Annotated in this window: 21 protein-coding genes; 7 read left to right on the top strand and 14 right to left on the bottom strand. The window is 43.1% G+C overall.

Features of this window, described 5'->3' with window-relative positions:
* Window positions 1-2 precede the first annotated feature (2 nt).
* Together mfd and pth are read right to left on the bottom strand one after the other, a co-directional pair.
* A complete protein-coding gene (gene mfd, locus CES82_RS09995; protein WP_439959063.1) occupies window positions 3-3,518 on the bottom strand; it encodes a transcription-repair coupling factor in 3,516 nt (1,171 codons plus the stop codon).
* A 17-nt stretch (window positions 3,519-3,535) separates the two neighbouring features.
* A complete protein-coding gene (gene pth, locus CES82_RS09990; RefSeq protein ID WP_098825928.1) occupies window positions 3,536-4,093 on the bottom strand; it encodes an aminoacyl-tRNA hydrolase in 558 nt (185 codons plus the stop codon).
* A 429-nt stretch (window positions 4,094-4,522) separates the two neighbouring features.
* On the opposite strand from pth, the gene CES82_RS09985 reads away from it, so the two are divergent.
* From CES82_RS09985 to cbpA, 3 genes are all read left to right on the top strand, one after another.
* A complete protein-coding gene (locus tag CES82_RS09985; protein WP_098825926.1) occupies window positions 4,523-5,476 on the top strand; it encodes an L-lactate dehydrogenase in 954 nt (317 codons plus the stop codon).
* Between the two features lie 128 nt (window positions 5,477-5,604).
* On the top strand, window positions 5,605-6,984 hold the full coding sequence (locus CES82_RS09980; protein WP_098825924.1) for a L,D-transpeptidase family protein: 1,380 nt from the start codon (window positions 5,605-5,607) through the stop codon (window positions 6,982-6,984).
* A gap of 451 nt (window positions 6,985-7,435) precedes the next feature.
* Window positions 7,436-8,077, top strand: coding sequence for a cyclic di-AMP binding protein CbpA (gene cbpA, locus CES82_RS09975; protein WP_098825923.1), 642 nt, complete (start codon window positions 7,436-7,438; stop codon window positions 8,075-8,077).
* A 149-nt stretch (window positions 8,078-8,226) separates the two neighbouring features.
* Here cbpA and CES82_RS09970 read toward each other — a convergent pair whose 3' ends face one another.
* The 6 genes from CES82_RS09970 to CES82_RS09945 form a co-directional block, all read right to left on the bottom strand.
* Window positions 8,227-8,613, bottom strand: a complete 387-nt coding sequence (locus tag CES82_RS09970; protein WP_098825951.1) for a type II toxin-antitoxin system PemK/MazF family toxin — start codon at window positions 8,611-8,613, stop codon at window positions 8,227-8,229.
* A gap of 315 nt (window positions 8,614-8,928) precedes the next feature.
* The gene (gene alr / locus CES82_RS09965; RefSeq protein WP_098825921.1) at window positions 8,929-10,041 is read right to left on the bottom strand and encodes an alanine racemase; all 1,113 of its coding nucleotides are present in this window, start codon (window positions 10,039-10,041) and stop codon (window positions 8,929-8,931) included.
* Entirely contained in the window at window positions 10,038-10,400 is a 363-nt protein-coding gene (gene acpS, locus CES82_RS09960) for a holo-ACP synthase (protein ID WP_098825919.1), read from the bottom strand. Before acpS ends, alr begins: the two co-directional genes overlap by 4 nt.
* 188 nt (window positions 10,401-10,588) lie before the next feature.
* The gene (gene cshA, locus CES82_RS09955; protein WP_098825917.1) at window positions 10,589-12,133 is read right to left on the bottom strand and encodes a degradosome RNA helicase CshA; all 1,545 of its coding nucleotides are present in this window, start codon (window positions 12,131-12,133) and stop codon (window positions 10,589-10,591) included.
* A 184-nt stretch (window positions 12,134-12,317) separates the two neighbouring features.
* The gene (locus tag CES82_RS09950) at window positions 12,318-13,700 is read right to left on the bottom strand and encodes a UDP-N-acetylmuramoyl-tripeptide--D-alanyl-D-alanine ligase (protein WP_098825915.1); all 1,383 of its coding nucleotides are present in this window, start codon (window positions 13,698-13,700) and stop codon (window positions 12,318-12,320) included.
* A 111-nt stretch (window positions 13,701-13,811) separates the two neighbouring features.
* Window positions 13,812-14,597: a hypothetical protein gene (locus CES82_RS09945; RefSeq protein WP_098825914.1), complete on the bottom strand. Its 786-nt coding sequence runs from the start codon at window positions 14,595-14,597 to the stop codon at window positions 13,812-13,814.
* A gap of 172 nt (window positions 14,598-14,769) precedes the next feature.
* Between CES82_RS09945 and CES82_RS09940 the strand changes: the two genes are divergently transcribed.
* Window positions 14,770-15,234: a low molecular weight protein-tyrosine-phosphatase gene (locus tag CES82_RS09940; RefSeq protein WP_098825912.1), complete on the top strand. Its 465-nt coding sequence runs from the start codon at window positions 14,770-14,772 to the stop codon at window positions 15,232-15,234.
* 311 nt (window positions 15,235-15,545) lie between these two features.
* On the opposite strand, the gene CES82_RS09935 is transcribed toward CES82_RS09940, so the two are convergent.
* The gene (locus tag CES82_RS09935) at window positions 15,546-16,247 is read right to left on the bottom strand and encodes a class A sortase (RefSeq protein WP_098825901.1); all 702 of its coding nucleotides are present in this window, start codon (window positions 16,245-16,247) and stop codon (window positions 15,546-15,548) included.
* A gap of 165 nt (window positions 16,248-16,412) precedes the next feature.
* Here CES82_RS09935 and CES82_RS09930 point away from each other — a divergent pair, with 165 nt between their 5' ends.
* Window positions 16,413-17,651, top strand: a complete 1,239-nt coding sequence (locus CES82_RS09930; protein WP_098825899.1) for a multidrug efflux MFS transporter — start codon at window positions 16,413-16,415, stop codon at window positions 17,649-17,651.
* A 331-nt stretch (window positions 17,652-17,982) separates the two neighbouring features.
* On the opposite strand, the gene CES82_RS09925 is transcribed toward CES82_RS09930, so the two are convergent.
* The 5 genes from CES82_RS09925 to CES82_RS09905 all read right to left on the bottom strand — a co-directional run bounded on the left by CES82_RS09925 (window position 17,983) and on the right by CES82_RS09905 (window position 22,826).
* Entirely contained in the window at window positions 17,983-18,234 is a 252-nt protein-coding gene (locus tag CES82_RS09925; protein WP_098825897.1) for a type B 50S ribosomal protein L31, read from the bottom strand.
* Between the two features lie 104 nt (window positions 18,235-18,338).
* Window positions 18,339-19,619: a UDP-N-acetylglucosamine 1-carboxyvinyltransferase gene (murA, locus tag CES82_RS09920; protein ID WP_098825895.1), complete on the bottom strand. Its 1,281-nt coding sequence runs from the start codon at window positions 19,617-19,619 to the stop codon at window positions 18,339-18,341.
* A gap of 221 nt (window positions 19,620-19,840) precedes the next feature.
* Complete coding sequence (gene pyrG, locus CES82_RS09915) at window positions 19,841-21,451, bottom strand: CTP synthase (RefSeq protein ID WP_098825894.1); 1,611 nt, start codon at window positions 21,449-21,451, stop codon at window positions 19,841-19,843.
* A gap of 245 nt (window positions 21,452-21,696) precedes the next feature.
* Window positions 21,697-22,338 (bottom strand): DNA-directed RNA polymerase subunit delta, encoded by a 642-nt coding sequence (gene rpoE, locus CES82_RS09910; RefSeq protein ID WP_098825892.1) that lies wholly within the window; start codon window positions 22,336-22,338, stop codon window positions 21,697-21,699.
* A 44-nt stretch (window positions 22,339-22,382) separates the two neighbouring features.
* Entirely contained in the window at window positions 22,383-22,826 is a 444-nt protein-coding gene (locus CES82_RS09905) for a YwiB family protein (protein WP_098825890.1), read from the bottom strand.
* 217 nt (window positions 22,827-23,043) lie between these two features.
* Here CES82_RS09905 and CES82_RS09900 point away from each other — a divergent pair, with 217 nt between their 5' ends.
* On the top strand, window positions 23,044-23,868 hold the full coding sequence (locus CES82_RS09900; RefSeq protein WP_098825888.1) for a lipoate--protein ligase family protein: 825 nt from the start codon (window positions 23,044-23,046) through the stop codon (window positions 23,866-23,868).
* A 21-nt stretch (window positions 23,869-23,889) separates the two neighbouring features.
* Window positions 23,890-25,239 (top strand): HD domain-containing protein, encoded by a 1,350-nt coding sequence (locus tag CES82_RS09895; RefSeq protein ID WP_098825886.1) that lies wholly within the window; start codon window positions 23,890-23,892, stop codon window positions 25,237-25,239.
* Window positions 25,240-25,253 lie beyond the last annotated feature (14 nt).

Below are 25,253 nucleotides of genomic sequence, written 5' to 3'. Positions count from 1 at the left end.
ACCTATTTTGTCGTTGTTTTAACAGCCATGTCACTTAACGCTTTAACAAACTGGTTTAATTCAGCCATCCAATTCTGCGCTGTCATCTTTGGTTGAATCACTAATTTAACCACTAACTTGTCATTTGAAAGTCCAACCGTTGCTTTAAGCTTCGTGTTGGATAATGCCTTGAAGACGTCTTCACCGCTAAAACGGTCCGTTCCTTTCACGGAGAAGACCACTTCGATTTGATCTTTAATGCGATGAATTTTTTCAATCAACGCTTCATCAGCCTGAATCTTCACTTGACTAATCGCCAACAGATTAGTGACTTCGGTCGGATATTCACCAAAACGGTCAATCAAATCATTTTGCACTTCAGTGATATCCTCAGGACTTTCAATTTGCCGGATTCGCTTATACATTTCGATCTTTTGCTGCTGATCTGCAATGTAAGTATCAGGCAAATAAGCTTCCAATCCAAGCTCCACAGTGGTATCCGTCTTTGGTTTAGCCTTTTTACCCTGCTTCTTGGAAACAGCATCCGTCAGCATTTGGGTGTATAAATCATACCCAACTGAGTCAATAAAGCCACTCTGCTGTTTACCCAGCAGGTTTCCTGCCCCGCGAATAGACAAATCTCGCATGGCAATTTTAAAACCAGACCCTAACTCAGTAAAATCCTTAATAGCTTCAAGCCTTTTCTCACTAACTTCCGTCAAGACTTTGTTAGGTTGATACATAAAGTAGGCGTATGCCACCCGGTTACTTCGGCCGATTCGCCCTCGTAGCTGATACAGCTGCGAAAGTCCCATGTGATCGGCATCTTCCACAAATAACGTGTTTGCGTTTGGAATATCCATACCCGTTTCGATAATCGTAGTGGTAACTAAGACGTCATACTCACCACGAATGAAATCGTATAAAATGCCTTCCAACTGTGCTTCGGTCATTTGTCCGTGAATGTAGGCAACCTCCGCATCGGGAACTAACGCTTTAATCTGACTCACGGTTTCCTCAATGTCACCAACCCGATTATGCAGGTAAAAGACTTGACCACCACGTTGCAATTCACGCCGAATGCCGTCTTGAATCGCGCCGGCATTTTGCTCCATAACGTAGGTTTGAATTGGGAACCGGTTAGCGGGTGGTGTTTCAATGACTGAAAGATCCCGCACGCCAAGCATCGACATGTGCAACGTCCGAGGAATCGGTGTCGCTGTCAGCGTTAAAACATCCACCTGAGATTTCATCTGTTTAAGTTTTTCTTTATGCTTAACGCCAAAACGCTGCTCTTCATCCACCAATAACAATCCCAGATCGTTAAACTTCACGTCTTTCGATAAGAGTCGATGAGTCCCCACAACAATATCAACACTGCCATCTTCCAAGCCATGAATAATTTGATGAACTTCTTTGGTTGTCTGGAAACGAGACAAAATGGCAACGTTGACCGGGAAACCCTCAAAACGGTTAGTCATGGTATCGTAGTGCTGTTGCGCTAGAATCGTTGTCGGGACAAGAAAGGCAACTTGTTTTCCAGCTTCGATGGCTTTGAAAGCAGCTCGCAATGCTACCTCAGTCTTACCGTAGCCCACATCCCCTACAAGTAATCGGTCCATGGGCTTGGCCTTTTCCATATCATGCTTTATTTCTTCAATACTGCGCAATTGGTCAGGCGTTTCTGAATACGGGAACTGATTATCGAATTCCTCTTGATAAGTGTCATCACGAGGAAAAGCATAACCCTTTTCTGAATCACGTTTGGCGTAAAGTTCAATCAGATCATCCGCAATATCTTCAATTTTGGCGGCAACCTTTTTCTTGGTTTTGGCCCAATCGGAACCGCCCAATTTGTTGATATGTGGTTTCTTGTCTTCTGAAGAAACGTACTTCTGAATTAAGTTTAACTGCGTTACTGGAATAAACAGCTTGGCATCGTTTTGATAGGCAATGGTCATGTAATCCTGATGAACACCATCAACTTCCAGTGTCTGCATGCCTTCAAAGCGACCAATCCCGTGATTGACGTGAACCACGTAATCGCCAGGCTTCAGATCCGTATAACTCTTCAACCGCTCTGCATTTTGCATGGTTTGCCGGCGACGATGATGTTTCGTCACCTGCTTGAACATCTCTGCTTCAGTAATCACAACTAACTTAGCATCCGGCAATTCAAATCCAGTCTGACTGGACGCTGGGATAATTTGAACAACACCAGGCTGAATATCACTGGCCTTAGTCATCACGGCGTTAATGCCGAAGTCATCAAGTGTTTGTGAGACTTTATTGAGCCGTTCTTCGTCAGCCATCATCATGACAACGGTTTGCTTCGACGCTTGCCAACGGTTAATTTCCTGCTTTAAAAGCGGCATTTGACCAAAGAACTGCTGCATGGCACGCGTCTTGATTTCAATCAGTTGATCAAAGCGCATGTTCCCCATCCCCTTTTGAAAAAGAGCGAAGAAAACTTCAGCATGGTGATCACGCTTCAGCACGTCTTGAAAGTGTAAACCAAACTGCTGGTCACTGAAAATCTGATGCGCACTCAATTTATCAACGATCCAATTAGCCTCATCCGTTTCCAATTGCTTATTGGTATCACGCAATCTTGGATAATCATCAATCAGTAATAACCCGTTATCACCTAAATAATCTAAGAGATTAGTTTTACCAAAAAAGTCATTGGCGAATAGCCTTAACTCGGCAGAAACATCCCCCTTAGTTAAGGATTCAATCAAGGGGGTAATGCTATTAGTAAGTTGCTCACTATCTTCATCAGACAGTTTTTTCTGCTCTTTAGTTAATTTCTTATTTAGTCCATCAGCAGCCGTCTGCCGTTCCTCTGGTGTCATCAACATATCAGTAACGGGATGAATCGTGACGGCGTCAATGTTTTCTACGCTTCGTTGCGTACTGGCATCAAAGTAGCGTAACGAATCAATCTCAGTATCAAATAAGTCTACTCGAACGGGATATTCCGTATCTAACGGGTAAATATCAATAATCGAACCGCGAATAGCAAAATCGCCCGGTGCATCAACTAATTTTTGCCGAGTGTACCCCATCCGTTGCAGCCGGGCAGCTAAGGCTTCTAGATCAACCTCACCGCCAGTCTTTAACGGTATTTGTGCCTGACTGAATAGCTTTGGATCAGGTAGCTGTCGCCGCAATCCTGAAACTGATGTCACAATGACAGCCGGCTTAGCTTGTGTTAATGCGCTGAGTGCCTGAATTCGCTGACTCTGAAAATCAGGAGAACTAGTGGCTATCTCTGCAGCTAGCAGTTCTTCAACTGGAAATTCAAATAATTGATCATCCGTCAGCTGACCACTCAACTCATCCGTCAGCTGATCAGCGTGATACATGGTGTCAGTCACAAAAATCATGGGGCGCTGTTCTTTTTGCATCAAAGTCTGAATCAACAATGACCGCGCCGATCCAGCGATACCCGTTAACAATTCCCGGCCTTGCTGATCAAAGCCAGCCACGAGTTGCTGATATTGCGGCATATTTGCAAAAAAATCTGCAAGTTGCACTAAGCTTCACTCCTTTACTAGTTATACTGATTCATCAAATCGGGAATCGTTTCACCATCAACCCAATCAAATAGTGCTGCAACTGCATGGTCCGCAGCAACGTTAAACGTGGCACGCTGTTCTTCAGTAAACTTTCCAAGCACGTAGTTGACCACTGTACTCTTTTGCGGATGCTGAATACCAACCTTGATTCGGTTAAATTCCGTGGTTCCCAAAGCAGCAATAATGCTCTTAATCCCATTATGTCCGCCAGCAGAACCCTTTGGTCTAATTCTAATTCTTCCTAAGGGCATATCCATATCATCATGAACAACGATCAAATCATCGACGTCCAGCTTGTAAAAGCGCATAAGTGCGCCAACTGCCCGGCCTGACTCGTTCATAAAGGTAGTGGGTTCAACCAGCATCACCTTTTCGCCGTTCACTTGACCAGTTGCCAGCTTAGCCTCCATCTTTCGGCTAGTAAATTGCAAACCGGCTTTTTGCGCAAACTGTTCCACAACCATGAAACCAGTGTTGTGTCGCGTTTGCTTATATTGCGGACCGATATTACCAAGCCCAACGATCATTTTCATTATTAAATACGCTCCCTATTGTTGTTATCATTTTTTACATTAAACCATGCAAAATAGCTGAACGGTAGTTTCAACCGTTCAGCGTAAAAGATTCTTACGAACTCTAAGTACAAATATCAAGTCAAAGTATAGCATACGTCACTGGTTTATGCATATCATCTTGTTCCAATCTCAGTAATAACACCTTTCGAATACATCAGTGAACAAGTCAGACGTTGACTTATCAAATGCAGCCTGCCCATTAGCTTGTGCAGTCGATTTTTAAATGATGGCCTATTCCAATATTAATAAGGATTACCTGAAATATCAGCTTTCACAAAGTGACATTATGAAAGTTATATTTCAGAGCATCAATTATTGGTAAGCGCTTACCATTTCATGATAAACTATCCCTGTTAAAGATTAACTATTTTGAAAGAGGTGGGTAAATTGTCAAAATCGCATCAAAAAGTTGTCCTAGTTGGGGACGGTGCTGTAGGATCAGCTTATGCATTTGCAATGATGCAACAAGGACTTGCGGAGGAGTTAGTGATCGTCGATGTCATTAAGGAACGCACTCACGGCGACGCATTAGATCTAGAGGATGCCCAAGCATTCACATCACCTAAAACGGTTTATTCTGGTGAATATAGTGATGCAAAGGATGCTGACTTAGTAGTGATCACGGCCGGTGCACCACAAAAGCCTGGTGAAACCCGGTTAGACTTAGTTGATAAGAACTTAAAGATATTGAGTTCAATCGTCAAACCAATTGTCGATTCTGGTTTTAATGGAATCTTTCTAGTTGCAGCCAACCCTGTGGATATTTTAACTTACGCGACCTGGAAATTCTCCGGCTTCCCTAAGAATCGTGTAATCGGATCAGGCACTTCATTAGACACATCTCGATTACGTGTGGCATTGGGCAAGAAACTGAATTTAGATCCCCGCAGTATTGATGCCTACATTCTAGGTGAACACGGTGATACTGAATTTGCTGCATACGATGAAGCCACTATTGGTTCAAAACCACTTCGCCAAATTGCAAAGGAAAAGGGTATTACCGACGCAGATCTTGACGAAATCGAGGATCAAACCATGCATAAGGCATACGAAATCATTAACGCCAAGGGAGCTACCTACTATGGTGTTGCGACTAGCCTGATGCGGATCACAAGAGCAATCTTCCGTGATGAGAATGCTATCTTGCCAGTTGGTGCAGCCTTGAATGGCGAATATGGCCTTGATGATATCTTCATTGGTACACCAGGAATCATTAACGCAACTGGCTTAGCTGGTGTGATTGAAGTCCCACTAAGTGAAGCGGAACAAGCGAAGATGAAAGCGTCAGCAGATACTTTAAAGAAAGTTACAAAAGATGGTTTAGCGGCACTAAACGGCTGATAGTTAGTCAAAGTTTACTGTATCAAGACTAGTACCTTCTACTTAGGAGGTACTTTTTTAGTGAAGAAAAATTGAGTTTTACTCGAATATGCCTTATCCTTATAGATGACCATAAGGAGGATCAGAACATGACACATCGATCACGTTGGGTCTCCGCGGGTTTAACTGTAATCGCAATTCTTGCAATTGGTTACGGTTGGCGAACGGCCCATTATAATAGCCACTTTTTGAGTGACACCCAAATCGGTGGCATTCGAGTAGGTGGTCAGACTGCTGAACAAGCAGCACAGACTTTAAAAACGAAACTGTCTAATCAAACTTATACAGTTGAAGAACATTCAAAAACACTGGCTCAATTCACTTCGCGTGAAGCTGGTGTTAAGGCCTATTCGACAACTCAACTTAAACAGCTGATTGCCAAGCAAAATGCCTATAGCTGGCCAGTACACACTTTTAGTGCTTCAGCCGACGATCAAAGGCTCAGCGCTAGTGCAATGGATGATGCGGATTTAACCGCGTTAGCCAATAAGATTGTTCAAGTTGCTGGCACCAATCGGACGGCGACTCATAACGCTAAACTGGTGTATAAAGGTCATCAATTTACCATTGAAAAACCAGTTTACGGTACTGAGATTTCCCAAGCTTCCGTTAAGACAGCCCTCACTAAAGCGATTGAAACTCATGAATCAACGATTAATTTAAAACAAGCTTACGTGAAGCCAACCGTCTTAACTAACAGTAAATCACTCGTTAGTGCGAAAACGAAGGCCGAAAAATTAGCCAAGAATAAGATTACCTATCGGATCACAAATCATTCGATACAGGTTCCCAGTGACACAATTGCCAGTTGGCTAACCACCAAGAACGGTCAAGTGACAACTTCAAATGCTCAGATCACCAAGTATTTAACTAAACTAAGCTATCAATACGGTACGATTCATAAAACCCGTCACTTTAAAGCTCATGATGGTAAAACCGTTAAGGTGCCTGCCGGTTTGTACGGCTGGAGTATTAAAGTTGCTTCTGAAACACCGATTCTTTCAAAGGCAGTGCTAGCAGGTAAACCAGTGACTCGTACACCAGTTATCCAAGGTACTGGCTACCACAAGGATGGTTCTGATCTCGGCAGTACTTATATTGAAGTTTCCAAACCTGCTCAGCATATGTGGGTATATAAAAATGGCAAGGTGATTATTTCGACTGATGTCGTTACGGGTAAACCCGTTTCTGGCACAACGCCATCCGGTGTCTGGGACGTTTGGAGCAAGCAACGCAACGCCGTCTTACGCGGTAAGAACGACGATGGTTCCAATTACGCGTCACCCGTGAAGTATTGGATGCCAATTGATGATACAGGTGTTGGTATTCATGATTCACCGTGGCAACCACGCTATGGCGGTGATTGGTATCTCACACATGGCTCACATGGCTGTGTCAATACCCCACCATCCGTTGTTGGTAAGGTTTATGCTGCGGTACCGTTGCACACACCAGTTGTTATCTACTAACTAATCCAATTATCTAATCAAGCGTCTGAGTGTGTGACAAAACTCGGTAGATTCCAGAATTTAACGTAAATAATGCCTATTCCGCGGATTTTGTGCGGAGTAGGCATTATTTACGTTAAATGGCAGGAATCCGAGTTTTGGCGCATAATTAGACAATATTGACGCATTGAACCAAAGGACAGGCATCACTAATTTTTGCTGAAAAATTGATTGAAATGCTTACCAATATAGACTTATGGCACAACCTCGGGCGCTTTATTTAGGTTAAAACTAAATAACCATCTGATAGCCGTTTTTAATTCTAAGCCTACGCTAAGATTTTTCGAATTCTAATTTGACCAAACAGCGATTATTCCCCAATAAACCCCTATTCAGTTGTTTCTCAGGTGATTTTTATGTTATGATATTTCTAGTTTATTAGAGAGTTCTAATTATTAGGAGGTTACACCCAATGTTGTTGAAGTCCTTGATCAAGCCTAAAGAGCGACTAGTGACTGTCCAGGAAAATGTCACTTTAGAGGAAGCTCTTAAGATACTTGAAGATTCCGGTTATCGCTGTGTGCCAATTTTAGATGAAACCGGGACGATTTTCCGGGGTAACATCTACAAGATGCATATCTATCGGCATAAGTCACGTGGTGGTGATATGAAACTGCCAGTGACAACTTTATTAAAAAATGCCACTAAATTTATCAAAATCGATGCCGCTTTCTTCAACGTCTTTTTCTCGATTAAAGATCTTCCGTATATTGCGGTGCTTGATGCGGAAAACAAATTTTACGGTATCTTGACGCATACTCGGCTAATGGATATGCTCTCCCAATCGTGGAACGTCAACATTGGTTCTTACGTTGTTACCGTTGTTTCGCCAGGTACGCGTGGTGATTTGGTAGGTATCGCCAAAATTATTACCAAGTACACTAGCATCGCCAGTGTGATCAGCCTCGACGCTCGGGATGGCGAATTAGTTCACCGCATCATGTTCACCTTACCAGCTGACGTTGATCAAACAAAGCTTGATCGCATTGTTCGTGCCTTGGAACGAAAAGATTTCAAAGTACCCGAAATTGAAAACTTAAATCATGAGATCTGATTTTAAATAACACCACTAAGTTAAAATTTCAGCCAAATAACAAGACAGCGACCGATTCCCTGATAGCTTGGGAATCGGTCGCTGTCTTGTTATTTTTTAAAACTAATCGAATGATACTTCATTTTGGCACTATGTAATTTTCCAAAAAATTAAGCGCGTTTGTGCTGCTTATAATCACTCTTTTTATTTAACCCGATGCTGACCTCTAGAGCGTGATCAACTTGTTGCATGGTAACCTCATCTAGCTGTGCCACATGATCTTTTAGTCGTTGCTTATCAATCGTACGAATTTGCTCCAATAAAATCACCGAATCTTTTTCGATACCAGTATGATGAGCTTTAATTGGCACGTGGGTCGGCATTTTGGGTTTAGAAATTCGCGCTGTTATAGCGGCCACAATTACGGTAGGACTGTAATGGTTACCAATATTATTCTGAACAATTAATACTGGTCTGACGCCACCTTGTTCCGATCCAACTACAGGCGACAAATCGGCATAATAAATATCGCCGCGTTTGATCTCATCATTTGCCATCTCTTCATCCCCTTGTTCATTCGCCACCACTAGCTATGATCCTCCAACAATAACTGAGTGACTTACTTTTGTATCCGGTGATCAAAGACTCCGTCATAACTACCAAATCAGTTGAAGGCCGTAACCTGAGAAGCTAGAATCTAGGCTCCTATCCCAAATAGTTTAAAATTAATAACCACACGCTATACCTAGTATGCTATAACTTCTCATGATAGATTCCTATTCTCCGTGACTCATTCTTATAATTCTACCATTGCCACCAATAAAAAAGAACCCCTTGCCCGGTTTTGGTCGGGCAAAAGGTTAGTTTGAGTTTTAGTTAATATAAGTGCGCTTTAAACGCTGAGTAAAACCGCAAGCAATTTCGTAATGGATAGTTCCACAGTAATCGGCTACATCCTGTAAACTGATCGTTTTACCATGGTCTTCTCCGACCACCGTTACCACCGTTCCAACCGGAAATTGACGTGGTAATCGAATCATCAGCTGATCCATGCACACCCGACCAATAATTTCGCAAAACTCACCGTTAACCAGCACATGGAAGCCCTGCAAGCGCCGTTCATAACCATCAGCATAGCCAATTGGCAAGGTTGCCACCCACTCATCTTCTTGTGCAGTGTACGTAGCGCCATAGCTCACAGAATACCCTTTGAGCAATTTTTTAACAAACACCATTTTGGTCTTAAGACTCATGGCAGGTTGCAATGGAAATGGTACGGTTAACTCTGTACCGGAGGGATTCAAGCCATACGCTGCTACCCCATAACGAATCATATTGCCGTTACAAGCATCATGCCAAAGACTGGTAGCAGAATTAGAGACATGGACGTACTTGGGACGGTATGGCAGAACTGCCATAAACGCTTTCCAACGATCAATCTGATGTTGAAAATACGCTGTATCGGCCGCATCTGCCTTGGAAAAATGGGTAAAGATCCCTTCAAAATTAAATTGTGGCTTCTGATCAAGGTACTGAACGGCTTGACGCAACTCTTCAGGATGCTGAAAACCGATCCGCCCCATTCCCGTATCCAGTGCGAGATGAATGGCTAAACGATGCTCTTCAATCAAATAGCGGCTTGCTTCTTCTAACCAGTCGATTGACCCCACCGTGGCAGAAATATGATGACTGGCCATTAAATCTGCATATTGCGGCTCAGTAATACCTAACACTAAGATAGGTAAGTTAAACCCAGCCTCTCGCAACGTTAGTGCCTCATCTAAAATAGCCACGCAAAAACCGGTTACACCCGCCTTTTCTGCTATTTTAGCAACTTGAACAAGTCCGTGTCCGTAACCGTCCGCCTTGACGACCTGAAAAAGTTCAACGCCAGGCTTCAACCGCGATTTCTCGGTAGCAATATTATGATAGATGGCCGACTGATCAATAATTAACTGAGTGGGCCGATGAATACCAATTGTCATTCTGCTGAGTCTCCTTCTAGCAAGACTTGTGTCATTACTAATTCACGAGTATGTGATATTGAAACAAAGCCCTTACCGTTAAAAGGATGCTTCACCAGTTCAGGTTTTCCCGTTTCATCATCTAAAATTTCGATATCTTGAAACGAAACTGCATGGCCAATACCAGTTCCAAAAGCTTTACTGTATGCTTCCTTAGCGGACCAGCGACCAGCCAGAAACTCCGCACTGTGTTTCGCATTTAGGGTTTGATAAACCGCTACTTCATTAGGTGTCAGCACCTTTTTAACAAACCGTTCTTGGTCAGCTATCTCACGAATACGGTTAATTTCTTCAATATCTACTCCAATTCCGTATATCAAGCTAGGGCCTCACTTTCACACTGATTTCGTCTTTTTAATTTTACCACAGTCAACCAATCGATTAACATGACACCTACTCACGCTTAGTTGACGCTTTTTCACTCCCTAATTTTTAATTTTCTCATTTAATGACGACCAAAAAAAGATCCTCCAGCTCACAGACTGAAGGACCCTTTTGAAATTAAATGTTAGTCTTTTTTACGGATCGTAAAACCGTGTTTGTTGCCACCGTTGTTCTTACGGTCGCGACGATCACGGCTACCACCATGATCACGGTGGTCCTTGCTAGAACCAGAACCGTAGCGACGATGACTGTCATTACTCTTACCGTAATGACGGTTGTTGCCACCACGACCATGGCCACCGCCATGACCGCCACGATAATTCCGACTACCGCCGCCACCCTTGTGACGAGGCAATGGACGTTCCGGAGTAATCTTAACGGGAACTTGGTTTGAGTTATCTTTGGTTAAGTCGTTCAAAAGTGCAGCAACTAAGTCAACGGCTTCGTACTGATCAAGGAGCTTTGAAGCAACATCAGCATACTTATCGGTATCAGTCTTTTCGACTAATCCCTTAACCGTTTCTTCAGCAGCAGTTAACTGACCGCTGAAGGCTTCAGCTTCCGAAGGTGGCTTCAATGGCAGCATCCGCACCTTAGTTAACTTTTCAATCTCACGAAGATAGTCCATTTCGTTTGGTGTAACAAAGGTTAACGACACACCATGGTGCCCGGCACGGCCAGTACGACCGACACGATGCACGTAACTATCTGGATCTTGAGGAATATCGTAGTTAAAGACATGAGTCACATCTTCAACGTCGATACCACGAGCAGCAACATCAGTTGCCACTAAGATATCAAGCTTACCATGCTTAAACCGGTTCAAGATTTGAGACCGACTCTTTTGAGTCAAGTCACCATGAATACCGGCAGCATTGTAACCACGGGCTTCAAGACCACGGGTGATTTCATCAACCCGACGCTTTGTTCGAGTAAAGACGATACTTAGATCAGGTGCTTGAACATCAAACATCCGAGTCATTACATCAAACTTTTCGTAGTCCTTAGCACGGACATAGTATTGTTCAATTAAGTCAGTCGTTAATTCTTTAGCCTTGATCTTAACGTGGTGTGGTTCGTGCATAAACTGCACACCAACCCGTTTGATCTCTGGTGGCATCGTTGCTGAAAACAGCATTGTTTGCCGGCTATCTGGGGTTTGCTTAATAATAGATTCAATATCATCTAAGAATCCCATGTTTAACATCTCATCGGCTTCATCTAAGACCAGCATCTTAACGTGGTCTAACTTCACCGTCCGGCGGTTCATATGATCGAGTAAACGACCAGGTGTGCCGACCAAGACTTGAGGATGGTTCTTCAAGCTGTTAATTTGACGACGGATATCAGCACCACCGTAAACAACCTGAACCTTCGCATGCTCTTCATGACCCAGTTGGAAAATCTGTTCCTGAGTCTGGATTGCCAATTCACGAGTTGGTGAAATGACCAGCGCTTGAATGTTGGGATCATCACGATCAATGTTTTGCAAAATAGGTAATGCGAAGGCCGCAGTCTTCCCAGTCCCTGTTTGTGCTTGTCCAATAACGTCTTTACCTTCCAATACCATTGGAATGGTTTCTGCTTGAATGGGGGTTGCTTCCTCATAACCGTTACGTTCAACGGCCTTGAGTAAAGGCTTGGTTAACCCGAGTTCTGAAAACTTCAAATAAATGTCCTCCTAATAGGCTTTTACAAAGGAAATAAGACTATGAGAAATCCGTCTCGTATGGTGCGTCTTATTCCCCATTTTACAAGTGTTAGTTCGAAAAAAATACAACTAGAGTATCATACATCACACAACTAGGAAAAGCAACAATTAATATTTTTATCACTCACTAAGTTGCAGACTTTTAGTTATTATTTGCTTGCAATGCAGCCAAAACATTCTCTAGATGAATGCCATGGCTACCCTTGATCAAAACAATATCTTCAGGTTGAATGTCAGCATTCAACTGAGTGATTAGTTGCGACTGTTCATCCGTAGCATACAAATGGAGATGAGCGACTTCAAACTTGTCCTGCAACGCATCATAAAGAGCCTTCATATGTGGTCCGACCAAATAGACGTCCTGCACTAAAGTCGGATCAAAAACAGTTGCAAGTCCAGCATGCAACCCGTCTGACTGCTCACCTAGTTCCAGCATGTCCCCTAATACAACCCGCCGTTTACCGGTAGTTGCGACTTTAGAAAAAGCAGCCATCACTTCTTTAACAGCGGTAGGATTGGAATTATAAACATCACTCAAAATTCGTTCTCCCGCAGTACCACTAACCCACTCTGCACGGTTTTCAGTCAAATTCAAATTTCCGAAGGCTTTAGCCGATGCTTGTGGTGAAATCCGGTACAATTTGGCAACACTTAGCGCCGCCAGTGCATTGTTGACGTTATAATCGCCAATCATCGGAACCGTCATTTTTTGTTCTGGCCACTCACTCGCAGTGAAGGTCGTCTGAGTATCAGTTGCATCAACATTTAAAGCATACATATCATTGTTTTTTTGGCGGCCAAAGGTACGCTGCCGCTGTGACACTTTTTTGGCCCGTTCAACTAATAGTGGCTCATCACCATCATAAATAAACGTGCCATCTGCTTTTAAGCCGTGCGTAATTTCCATTTTTGCATCAGCAATCTTGTCACGGGTACCAAAAAACTCAATGTGTGCTTCGCCAATCATGGTGATAATAGCAACATCCGGCTCAACCAAACGGCTTAAGAAGTCAAGCTGGCCCGGACGATCCATGCCCATCTCAATCACGAGCACCTCGGTATTAGGTTCCATCGACAGGATGGTAACCGGCACCCCAATTTCATTATTGAAATTATCCATGGTTTTAGTCACGTTAAATTGGGCAGAAAGGATGGCCGCCACCATATCTTTAGTCGTTGTTTTACCGTTTGAACCAGTCACCGCCACAACTTTAGGGTTGATTTTAAGTAAGTAATGCTGACTAAGGGATTGTAACGCAGTCAACGGATCATCAACAACCAGTACTGGCAAGTCCGCGGGTGCTTCACCATGGTCCGCTTTCCAAAGCGTTGCTACGGCACCGTTTTTTAGTGCGCTTTGAACAAACTCATGACCGTCTCGCTCCCCTTCCAAAGGTACAAATAACGCACCGTTAGAAAGGTGACGACTGTCAAATGCGACACTGGAAACCTCAATTTCATTCCAAGCACTAGTATCATTTTGAGCAGAAACCGCACTTGCGATTTCACCAAGCTGCATCTTCATTGAAAACAATCTCCTATTTTTGTCTCGTTTTTTTTGCACACCGAGTATTATACCACGACTGGGCGTTAAAAAGCGGCGACATGTCAAGCTGCAAACTTGACTGACTCCGCTTTATAAATCCGTTTCGTTTTCTGAAAAAGGAACTTCATCCGTAATTTCAATTCCCCACTGTTTTTGCTCAACGTCATAGCTAAGCGTCCCAACTTGTCGGGTCGTTTCGTAGACATCCATCCGGTCATGCCACCAATTCTGGCGTTCTGGATGTTCCTGCAGACGTATAGGAATCAAGTATCGCCGGCGACGTTCCACCGCTTGATCAAACGCAAAAACCAAGCCCTCCGAAAAAGCTGTTTGTACTTTTTGGATAATTTCTTTTGGCACTTCACTGACTGAAAATGGCCGGTTAAACATCATCCAGCGATTACTGTGCAATAACCTTAAATGACGCTTCAATGAAATATCCAAAATGTGCTCAAAAGTTGCCATCTTACGATAATAAACTTTAACAAAACCCGTGGTAGTCCCCAGATAAGCATATGCATTTTGAAGCTTGGAATAAAGTGGTAGGTGGTAATGAGTTCCCATATGCGCCATGTACAGTAGTTCAGCAATTTCACTGGGCATCATCAAATCAAGATCATCACTCTCATGATAATCCAGCCACATCTTGGGCGAATTTGTCTTTGACAAGATGAACTCACGCACTGAGTTTTGACCAGTTACCGTTTGAAACCGCGTGTGGCTATTGACTTGATTCCCCTCAAGTTTACCGTCGATCAAAACAATTCGCTGAGGAACAGCTGACATGCCATTCACAAAATCAGCCGAGGTAATCCCGTATGATATCACAAGATTATTCACCTGTTCCCAGTTAATATAGATAAAATTCCCTTGCATCACTTTTCCCACGCTCTCTCACATTATAGACACTTTTATTGTACTACGAAACATTACTAAAAAGGATGTTAAACGTTTAATCTCATTAAATTTATTACTGATCTCTCCCACGCTTGACGTTCCGGACATTATCAAATAACATGGGGGAAATTACTCAAAAGGAGTCTGAATCATGACCAACGTACTTTTTGTCTGTTTAGGCAATATCTGCCGTTCACCTATGGCAGAAGCCATTTTCAAAGATTTGGTTTTAAAAGCTGGCCTCCAGAATCAAATCCAAGTGGATTCGTGTGCAACCAGCAGTGAAGAGGAAGGTCATCAGCCGCACCCCGGTGCCCAAAAGGTAATGGCCGCTCATGGATTGGATTACAGCTACATGCACTCTCGGCCAATTACCCGGCAAGATTTTGACTGGGCGGATTACATTATTACAATGGACGGTCAAAATGTCTTTAATCTCAACCAAATGGCACCTGCGCAAGATCGCCATAAAATTCATCTCTGCTTAGATATTCTCCCTGATAAACAGGGGCAGGAAATTCCAGATCCTTGGTACACTCACCGATTTGAGTATACGTATCAAGTCTTAATGTCTGCACTACCAGCTTGGTTAGATAAAATTAAAGCGGCTAACTGATTGGTGTCATAGTCAAAATCCTGTTTTAATCCAAACAATAAATGGGGTTGTGCCATAAGTCTATATTGGTAAATATTTCAATCCATTTTTCAGTAAAAATTAGTGATGCCTGTCCTTTGGTTCAATGCGTTAATATTGTCTAATCATGCACCAAAACTCAGATTCTTGCCATTTAACTTGAATAACCCCCATCCCGACAAAGTACGTCGGAATGGGGGTTATTCAAGTTAAATTCTAGAATCTACCGAGTTTCGTCACACACTCTTGGATACATCGTAAATGTCGTCTCACCGACTGCTTCACTTGTCACATTATTTATTATTGAACTTCGCCGCAAATTCCTTTTGGACCTTCACAGGCGTATCTGACAGCTTTGCAGTGTGCGTTAATCTCCCACGAATCATTAATCGCCGCGCACCAGTTGCGTCACACGTCACCAATGTAATGATATTAGACTTCGTTTGGTTGACCACGTCAATACGTGTGGCAGCAATAAACTCCCGTCGATAAACCTTAAACGTATAGACCTTCTTCATGTCCGTGGTGTAAATCGTATCACCTACCCGCGTCTTAAAGTACAGCGGCGAAAAAAGGATATCTTTTCGTACCATATGGTGACCTGCTAACGGATAGTTACCGTCACCCATCTTTTGATCTGATCGCATGGTCCCCGCAGCTAACGCAAGGGTCGTGTTAGCAACTCCTTTAGCAATCGGCAAGTGAATACCGGACTTTGGCACTAAAATCTGACCAACTGGCAGAATCTTTTGCGAATTCATTCGTGCGTTCGCCACCGTTGAGAAATTCAAGGATTTAGCGTTCCTAAAATTAAAATTAGCCTGCTTTTTGTCGTTATTCGCAGCTGATTTGGCCGTTATTTTCGGTTGATACGAACTCACCAGATAATTTTTAATTTGCTGGTTAAAAATTAATCCCAGCGAAATGAGTAAAAGTATCACCAAACCAATTCTGTACAGCCATTTTGTAAATTGGCTATGTCCTTTATTCTTCATTTGATCTCCCCACTATCCCTATTAGATCACCCATGTAAGCGGTCTAATAATTTTAGCACTTAATTGGTATACCTTGGTTATACACCCAAAACGTGCTACTCTTAATGTTACTGCTATATTTTACCCGATTGAAGAATGATTTAAAAGAAAGAAGATTGATATTCATTGACTGAACCAGAACCTGCCACCGTCAAGCCCAAACGTCCCATCTGGCGGCGCAACTTATTCGTCTTGTGGTTTGGTACCTTTATGGCTGGACTCGCCTTTAGCGAAATCATGCCGTTTTTATCCCTTTATGTGGATACATTAGGTAACTTCACCAAAGATCAACTTAATCTATACTCCGGTATCACGTTCTCCGCAACCTATTTGGTTACAGCCGTAGCTAGTCCAATGTGGGGACGATTAGCTGATCGAAAAGGCCGTAAACTGATGCTATTACGAGCTTCACTTGGAATGGCCGTTGTTATGGGACTAATGGGCGCTGTCACGAGCGTTTGGGAATTGATGGCCCTACGTTTTATTCAAGGAATTTTTTCTGGTTATATTAGTAACGCCAACGCGTTAATGGCAACTCAGGCACCTAAAAGTAAGAGTGGTCAGGCGCTCGGTACTTTATCAACGGGTTACGTTGCCGGATCGCTTTTCGGTCCCCTTGTTGGTGGTGTTTTAGCCGAAATTTTCTCCTATCGCGTCACCTTCTTTATTACTGGTGCACTTTTATTATCCGTCTTTTTCGTCAGTTACTTTTTCGTTACGGAATCATTTACTCCCGTTAAAAAAGAAAACATGCTGTCGAGCAAAGAAGTACTGGGTGTGGTTAATCATCCACGATTAATTTTAGGAATGTTCATTACCACCTTGATCATCCAGGCTTCCAACATGTCTATCTCACCAATTTTGTCACTGTACGTCAGAGAAATCATGCCCAAGGGATCAGCTATCACGCTGTTTAGTGGGATCGTTGCTGCTATTCCGGGGGTTGCCACACTTTTTGCAGCCCCTCAGTTGGGCCGTTTAGGTGATCGAATTGGTACTGAATTGATCTTGTCGATTGGCTTTATCTTTGCTATTTTAGTCTATCTGCCAATGGCATTCGTCACCAACGTCTGGCAACTGATGTTTTTGAGATTTCTTATTGGTATTTCTAACGCCACTATGTTACCAGCAGTCCAAACGATTTTGTCAAAAAATACCCCGCCAGAGGTTACCGGCCGGGTCTTCAGTTGGAACCAGTCTTTCCAAGCAATCGGCAGTGTGCTGGGACCAATGATTGGTTCAATCGTTTCCACGGTGTTCGACTACTCAGGGGTCTTCATTTCAACCTCTGTACTAGTGTTATTAAACTTCCTGCTAGTTTGGCATAACACTGCTAGTTTGAGGAGAAAGCATTTGAATAGCTAGAGTGCGAAGGCAAGCGGTTAGATAGCGGAGTGTAAGGGCCTCCCAGCATAAATCCCAAACCCGTGGATTTATGCTGGGAGACTTTTACATGTAGCTGTCTGCTTGCCGGAGCACGTTTTGGCAATGTAACAGCAACGAGCACAAAAATCTCGAACTTGGATTTATGTCGGAAGCGTCCTAGGTGCAAGTCTCTGCTTGCCTGAACACGTTTACGCAATCTAAAAAAACAAGCGCCACGTCCAATTGCACAGCTGTTGGACGTGGCGCTTTTAATATAGTCAAATAAAAAAACCACCCACCTTAATCAAGGTAAGTGGCTCACTAATTAATGTTAGTCGTTTTTTAAACCGTACTTCTTGTTGAAACGATCCACAGCACCATCTGCTTGGGCAAACTTTTGCTTACCAGTGTAGAAAGGATGTGAGTCAGAAGAAATTTCAACACGAATCAATGGATAAGTGTTGCCATCTTCCCAGTCGACTGTTTCTTCAGAAGTTGCAGTTGAACCTGACAAAAACTTGTAGCCGGTACTTGAGTCTTGGAATACCACTTGGTGGTAATCTGGATGAATTCCTTTTTTCATAATTGTTTCGCTCCTTTGCCCTGAATCATGTACTGAAACAGAGATTGATTGTTATCGTCAACCTAAATAGAATATCATAAGAATTGGTCTAATTCAAGTCACTCTTATAATTCTTCTACTCGATCACTATCTTCGATTCTAACGTCAGCCTTCAATGCAGTCAGTTTCTCCACAATGCTGCCGTAACCACGTAAAATATTGTCCGCACTCGTAATGGTCGTTGTGCCCTCTGCCATTAAAGCAGCAATCATCAACGAAGCACCTGCGCGAATCTCTCCCGCATCCACGGTTGCACCGGTTAAATGATCGGTGTGGTCCACCACAATCATATCCTTTTCAGGACGAATTTTAGCTCCCATTTTCTTCAACTCAGGGACGTGCTTTAACCGTTGCGGATAAATCGTATCAACGATAATACTGCTCCCCTTCGCCATTAGTAACAGTGGCGTAATGGGTTGCTGAAGATCTGTTGCAAAGCCAGGAAACGGCATGGTTTTAACTTCGATTGCCTTTAGATCATGAGACGGGCCAACATAAGCAGAATCTTCACCAATCTGTAAATCAACACCCATTTCGATCAGTTTTGCCGTAAATGACTCCAAATGTTCAGGAATAATATTGTGAATTTCTACACCATCCCCCATCGCAGCAGCCATTGCTAAAAAAGTACCTGCTTCGATGCGATCAGGAATAATCGTGTGAACGTTGGTGGCACGTAATACAGGAACACCCTCGATTCGAATGACATCCGTACCAGCACCACGAACATGGGCACCCATATTATTCAAAAACGTTGCAATGTCAATAATCTCGGGTTCTTTAGCCGCATTTTCGATAGTCGTTAGTCCGTTTGCTTTAACAGCCGCCAAAATCGTGTTGATCGTTGCGCCAACAGAAACGACGTCCAAGAAAATCCGTGCGCCATGCAGGCCATCTTCACCCGTGGTGATGCGAACTGTTCCGTGGTCATCTTCGACTTCTGCACCCAGCGCCTTAAACGCTTTGATGTGTTGGTCAATGGGGCGCGGTCCAATGTTATCGCCACCTGGAAAAGTCAGTATTGCACGACCAAACCGTCCGAGCAATGCGCCCATAAAATAATAAGAAGCCCTTAAACTTTTAATGGCTTTACTCGGCATTGGTGCTTCCACGATTTCAGTGGGGTCGATTGACAAAACGCCATCCTCAAATCTAGAGTGCACATTCATGGACTCCAAAATCAGCATCAGGTTATGAACATCTAGAATATCTGGTACCATATCAAATTTAACTGGTGTATCTGCCAGGATTGCCGCTGGAATTAGTGCGACCGTACTATTTTTAGCACCACCGATGTTGACGCTGCCTGACAGGCGCTGTCCACCGTGGATTATCATTTTTTTCATGACATAATTTCCCTCTACTATAAAATCGTGCTTCGATGCAGTCCTAACTTATCATAAATAATGAACAGTTAAAATACAATAGTTTAACGTCGATTCCATTAAATTGTAATATTTGAGGCACCAATATACCTAAAAATCGTCTTAAATAACGGACAATTGTCCAACTAGACGAAAAAAGTCGCATGATCTTAGTGACCACGCGACTTTTAACATGCTCAAATTTAATTCTCGTTGTGCTGTTGATTTGCTGCTGCAACGAAGTTCTTAAATAATCCTTCTGGACGGTTTGGCCGTGAAAGGAACTCTGGGTGGTATTGAGCTGCCACAAAGAATTTATTACTTGGTAATTCAATAACTTCAACCAAATGATCATCAGGTGAAGTACCCGAGAAGACTAAGCCCTTTTTACTCATTTCATCACGGTAAGCATTGTTAAATTCGTAACGATGACGGTGACGTTCTGAGATTTCAGGTTTGTTATCATATGCCGCCGCAGTCACTGTATTAGGCTTCAACTTGCATGGGTAAGCGCCAAGGCGTTGCGTGCCACCCATATCCTCAACGTCAGTTTGATCAGCCATCAAATCGATTACCTTGTGAGTCGTGTTTGGATCCATTTCAGTTGAGTTAGCATCCGCATAACCCAGCACGTGACGTGCAAATTCAACACTGGCCATTTGCATCCCTAAGCAAATGCCTAGGAATGGTAAGTCGTTTTCACGTGCATACTGAATAGCGGTAATCATACCTTCAATTCCTCGGTCACCGAAACCACCGGGAACCAGTAAGCCATCTGCATCCTTTAGGGTTTCTGCCACGTTTTCTGGCGTAACCTTTTCAGCATCGATCATCCGCAGATCAATCTTCGCATCCAGTGGGTAGCCAGCATGCTTCAAAGCTTCAGCAACAGAAATATAGGCATCTTGAAGACTGACGTATTTTCCAACCAACGCAATTGTAATCGTGTTCTTTAAATTATTAATTTTGTTGATCATCGTTGACCAAGCGCCCATGTCAGCAGCAGGTGCCTTCACACCAAAATGATCAAGAACAAGCTGATCCATGCCTTGCTTTTGAAGACGCAGCGGCACTTCATAAATGGTGTCCACGTCCATTGATTCAACCACGGCTTCTGGCTTCACGTCACAGAACAACGCAATTTTGTTCCGCATCGCTTCGGTAATCGGCTTTTCAGTTCTGACAACTAAAATATTAGGCTGGATTCCTAAACCTCTTAACTCACGAACACTATGTTGTGTTGGCTTGGTCTTCATTTCACCAGCAGCGTGGAGATACGGAATCAGCGTGGTATGAATGTAGATAACATTCTCATCGCCCACTTCAGCCTTCATCTGCCGAATTGCTTCTAGGAATGGTTGAGATTCAATATCACCCACGGTCCCGCCAATTTCAGTAATAACAATATCGGCGTTTGAAGTTTTTCCTGCCCGCATAATCTTTTCTTTAATCATACCGGTAATATGCGGAATCACTTGAACCGTCGCGCCTAGGTAGTCTCCATGACGTTCCTTTTCCAATACTTCTGAATAAATTTTACCAGTCGTGACGTTAGAATACTTGTTGAGGTCATTGTCAATGAACCGTTCATAGTGGCCAAGATCCAAATCAGTTTCGGTCCCGTCATTTGTTACGAAAACTTCACCATGTTGATATGGGCTCATAGTACCAGGATCGACGTTAATGTAGGGATCAAATTTTTGGATAGTCACATTTAACCCACGGTTCTTAAGCAGACGTCCAAGAGATGCTGCAACAATTCCTTTACCAAGTGAAGAAACCACACCGCCAGTTACAAAAATATATTTGGTCATTGTATAACTCCTCGTAGATTAAGTTTAGGGAAAAACAGTCGTAAACCAATAAAAAACTCCCTATTCATGATGAATAGGGAGCATTATTCCGAACGTTGACCTTGCGATTCCTCGTAAGGTGCCCAAAAAACATAATAACAAGTTGTTACTTTTGCGTCAAGTGCTTTCACTTAAGAAAATCAATTTGTCACATCGACAGCGGTTAAACAACAAAAAAACTCAGCTACACGAGCTGAGCAATAAAACTATTTACCTGATTCTTCGTCGTCATTATCGTCGTCGAAGTCATCATCATCTTCATTAAATTCTGACAATTGACCTTCAATACCATCTGGCATGCTGTCTGTATCGTCATCATCATCGCCGTCGTCAATATCCGCTAAATCGTTCTTGTATTTACCAAGTTCTTTAGTGCTATCGTCGGCGTCGTCATCGTCATCTTCATTGTAGTCAGCGTCAAGATCGTCATCATCAACATCAACGTCATCTTGATCTTCAGGATCGTCGTCATCGTAATCGATAACGTCATCATCATCCGCTGAATCAGCTAAGAAAGCATTCACTTTCTTGTGCTTTTTGGTCTTCGGATGATCCTCGTCCTCTTCCGCACCAACCGTAGCTTCATCGATTGATTCGAAAGGATACCAGGTCCGCAAACCCCAGACGTTATCACCTAACGAAATGAAACTGCCATCAATATTCAAATCGGTATAGAATTGAGAAAGCCGCTCGCGAATTTCCTTATCTGAATCGCCCAGGTATGCCTGAACCTCATTAGCTAAGTCAACAAACGACATGGCATCCCCACGTTCTGATAAAATGGCGTGAGCTACTTCAATCATCGATAATTCGTTTTTATTTTGGCCTTCTAAGACTTTTAATTCCAAACTGGTGCACGTCCCTTCCACAGTCTACGAATCACTATACTCGATTACACTGTAAATTGCAATCTAATCTCGTAATTTCCTAACAATTGTTCACCGACATAAAGTAGGTAGTCAATCGATGCTGAACCACCAAACGGGCGCTGATGAAAGCCTACCCGCAACTGCGGTGTTACCGTTTCAACTGGTATTAATCCGTACGGTGTTCGGTACGTTGCCCGAATCCGTTTACCCGCACTGAAATGCATCCGTAATCGATTGGTCCCATTACGAGTCAACGTCACGTCGCCATTAGGTAAAAACTTAATGGTTACGGGTACATTACCATCCTCATCTTCGGAGTCCGGCTCTTGATACCGCAAATAAATCGTCTCACCAATTTGAACAATCTGACCCTCTACATCAAGTGCATAATCAGAAGATTGACCATCTTGTACGGTATGAGTCGTTAAGTGAATGCCAACTGGAATGCTGGTTGACAAGTCATCCATTGCAACCCTTCCTTTCCATTTTTTAGTACGCTGTGTTCATTATAACGCTTTTATTTGAGATTTTGCACGATTAAACTCTACCATAATTTCTCGCAATGACACCGGAAAATACCCTGGTTTAATAGCCTGAATAATGGACTAGTCCAAAATTAGTGACGTGGCTCTTTATTTCCGTTATAATGATAAAAGAATTCTTCTTAAACTAACGAGGGATATTATGGAAAAACAAACGTTATTTTCATCTTTACAAGTGATCGATACACCTCTAACCAGCGATAATAAACTGGCGGCGTTTGGCATGACCAATGCGTTACTTGATCTTTGCGGCGACACCGATCAAGCGTTACTACATTTTTGGACGCTGCCACCAACATTGATCCTTGGCTTAAAGGATCGTCATCTGCCAGAACTTCAGACTGCCTTAAAAACGGTCACCAATAACGGTTATGATTATTTCATCCGTAATTCCGGTGGTTTGGCTGTGGTCAGCGATGGCGGTGTACTGAACGTTTCACTGTTTATTCCGCAAACAACTTCACAGCATTTGTCCGTGAACGATGGTTACGAACTCATGAAACAGTTAATTCAGCAGACTTTCCCTAGTCTCCCCATCGAAAGCTATGAGGTTACCCATTCCTATTGCCCAGGGGACTATGATTTGAGTGTTAACGGGCAGAAATTCGCTGGCATTTCACAGCGTCGCAGTACGAAAGCGCTAGTTGTCATGGCTTATATCAGTATCTTGGGTGATCAGGCTTTTCGCGGTTCCCTCGTGCGTGATTTTTACGATACCGGATTAGCTAACCACACTAATGAATTGGGTTTCCCCGACGTTTGGCCCGACACCATGACCAATATTGCGGATGCCCTGCACCAACCCCTGACGATCGATGAAGTAAAGGGTGCCATACTGGCAGCTTATCAGCAGCAAGGTGTGCAACTTGATTCAACAACTCTGATGACGAGTACGCAATCACCGGATTTTCAAAAAGCTTACAATAAAGAACTCGCCAAGATGCAAAAAAAACAGCTTAGCATTTAATTGAAGGAGAGATTGTTTAATTTGGCATATCAAGCAGAACGATTGCCTCGTGAAAAGGTCTTTCGCGATCCAGTTCATAACTATATTTACATTCAGCACCGAATCATTTTAGATTTGATCAACACCAAAGAATTTCAGCGCTTACGCCGAATTAAGCAGCTTGGGACCGCTTCATTAGTCTTCCACGGTGCTGAGCATACACGGTTCACTCATTCATTGGGTGTTTACGAAATCACCCGGCAGATTTGTGATAACTTCAAACGTAATTATCCCACCCAAAAACCGGGTGACGGGCTTTGGGACGATAACGAACGACTGGTAGCATTGTGTGCGGCCCTATTGCACGATATTGGTCATGGTCCATACAGCCACACTTTCGAACACATTTTTCAGACTGATCATGAAGCCATTACGGTAGCAATTCTCACTTCTCCAACCACCGAAGTTAACCAAGTACTTCGCAGCGTCAGCCCCGAATTTCCAGCCCAGGTCGCATCGGTCATTCAAAAAACTTATCCTAATCCGCAAGTTGTTCAAATGATTTCCAGTCAAATTGATGCAGACCGGATGGACTATTTGCTGCGCGATGCTTATCATACTGGCACTAAGTACGGAACGTTTGATTTGACTCGTATTCTCAGAGTCATGCGGCCGTACAAAGACGGGATTTGCTTTGAAATCAGCGGCATGCACGCCGTCGAAGATTACATCGTTAGCCGCTTCCAGATGTATCAGCAAATTTACTTTCACCCGGTATCCCGTTCAATGGAAGTCATCTTAAGTCATTTACTGAAACGGGCAAAAGAAGACTATGAGTCGGCGGACAATAAAAACGAGTCAGCTGCGCCGTACTTGCTGTATCCCTTCTTCAACCACGAATTCGATCTGGATGATTACCTCTTGTTGGACGACGGTACCCTCACCACGTATTTCGCCCACTGGCGGCAATCTAGCGATCCCATTCTGGCAGATTTAGCACACCGCTTCTTGGATCGGAAGCCGTTAAAATCAGTTAAATTTGATGAGCGGACTAAGGAAGAAATTCCTGAATTACGGCAACTCATTGAAAAAGCTGGCTTTAACTCCCTCTACTACACGGATACGAATAATAGTTACGATTTACCTTACGACGCTTATGATCCTAATATGAAGAAACCGATGACTCAGATTGAACTCATGCAGTCCGATGGTCAACTCATCGAACTTTCAACCGTCAGTGCTTTAGTAAGCGCCATTACGGGGAAATTCTCTGGCGACCAGCGCTTCTTCTTTCCAAAGGAAATGTTATCTTCAAAAGAAGACAATATCGAACTATTTGATCCAGTTTACAAAGCTTTTCAGGCTCATTTGCATAACGACTACATCATTTAACTATTAAGGAGTTT

The organism is Secundilactobacillus silagincola (assembly GCF_002583405.1).
Classification (GTDB): domain Bacteria; phylum Bacillota; class Bacilli; order Lactobacillales; family Lactobacillaceae; genus Secundilactobacillus; species Secundilactobacillus silagincola.
This window is presented reverse-complemented; position numbering and strand designations above follow the sequence as displayed.

What these genes read in the sequence shown, in the direction of transcription:
- pth (WP_098825928.1), bottom strand. Translation starts at nt 4,093, where the DNA reads ATGAAAATGATCGTTGGGCTTGGTAATATCGGTCCGCAATATAAGCAA.
- alr (WP_098825921.1), bottom strand. Translation starts at nt 10,041, where the DNA reads ATGACAATTGGTATTCATCGGCCCACTCAGTTAATTATTGATCAGTCG.
- CES82_RS09970 (WP_098825951.1), bottom strand. Translation starts at nt 8,613, where the DNA reads ATGGCAAATGATGAGATCAAACGCGGCGATATTTATTATGCCGATTTG.
- pyrG (WP_098825894.1), bottom strand. Translation starts at nt 21,451, where the DNA reads ATGACCAAATATATTTTTGTAACTGGCGGTGTGGTTTCTTCACTTGGT.
- CES82_RS09980 (WP_098825924.1), top strand. Translation starts at nt 5,605, where the DNA reads ATGACACATCGATCACGTTGGGTCTCCGCGGGTTTAACTGTAATCGCA.
- CES82_RS09900 (WP_098825888.1), top strand. Translation starts at nt 23,044, where the DNA reads ATGGAAAAACAAACGTTATTTTCATCTTTACAAGTGATCGATACACCT.
- CES82_RS09925 (WP_098825897.1), bottom strand. Translation starts at nt 18,234, where the DNA reads ATGAAAAAAGGAATTCATCCAGATTACCACCAAGTGGTATTCCAAGAC.
- cbpA (WP_098825923.1), top strand. Translation starts at nt 7,436, where the DNA reads ATGTTGTTGAAGTCCTTGATCAAGCCTAAAGAGCGACTAGTGACTGTC.
- CES82_RS09935 (WP_098825901.1), bottom strand. Translation starts at nt 16,247, where the DNA reads ATGAAGAATAAAGGACATAGCCAATTTACAAAATGGCTGTACAGAATT.
- CES82_RS09940 (WP_098825912.1), top strand. Translation starts at nt 14,770, where the DNA reads ATGACCAACGTACTTTTTGTCTGTTTAGGCAATATCTGCCGTTCACCT.
- CES82_RS09905 (WP_098825890.1), bottom strand. Translation starts at nt 22,826, where the DNA reads ATGGATGACTTGTCAACCAGCATTCCAGTTGGCATTCACTTAACGACT.
- CES82_RS09945 (WP_098825914.1), bottom strand. Translation starts at nt 14,597, where the DNA reads ATGCAAGGGAATTTTATCTATATTAACTGGGAACAGGTGAATAATCTT.
- CES82_RS09950 (WP_098825915.1), bottom strand. Translation starts at nt 13,700, where the DNA reads ATGAAGATGCAGCTTGGTGAAATCGCAAGTGCGGTTTCTGCTCAAAAT.
- murA (WP_098825895.1), bottom strand. Translation starts at nt 19,619, where the DNA reads ATGAAAAAAATGATAATCCACGGTGGACAGCGCCTGTCAGGCAGCGTC.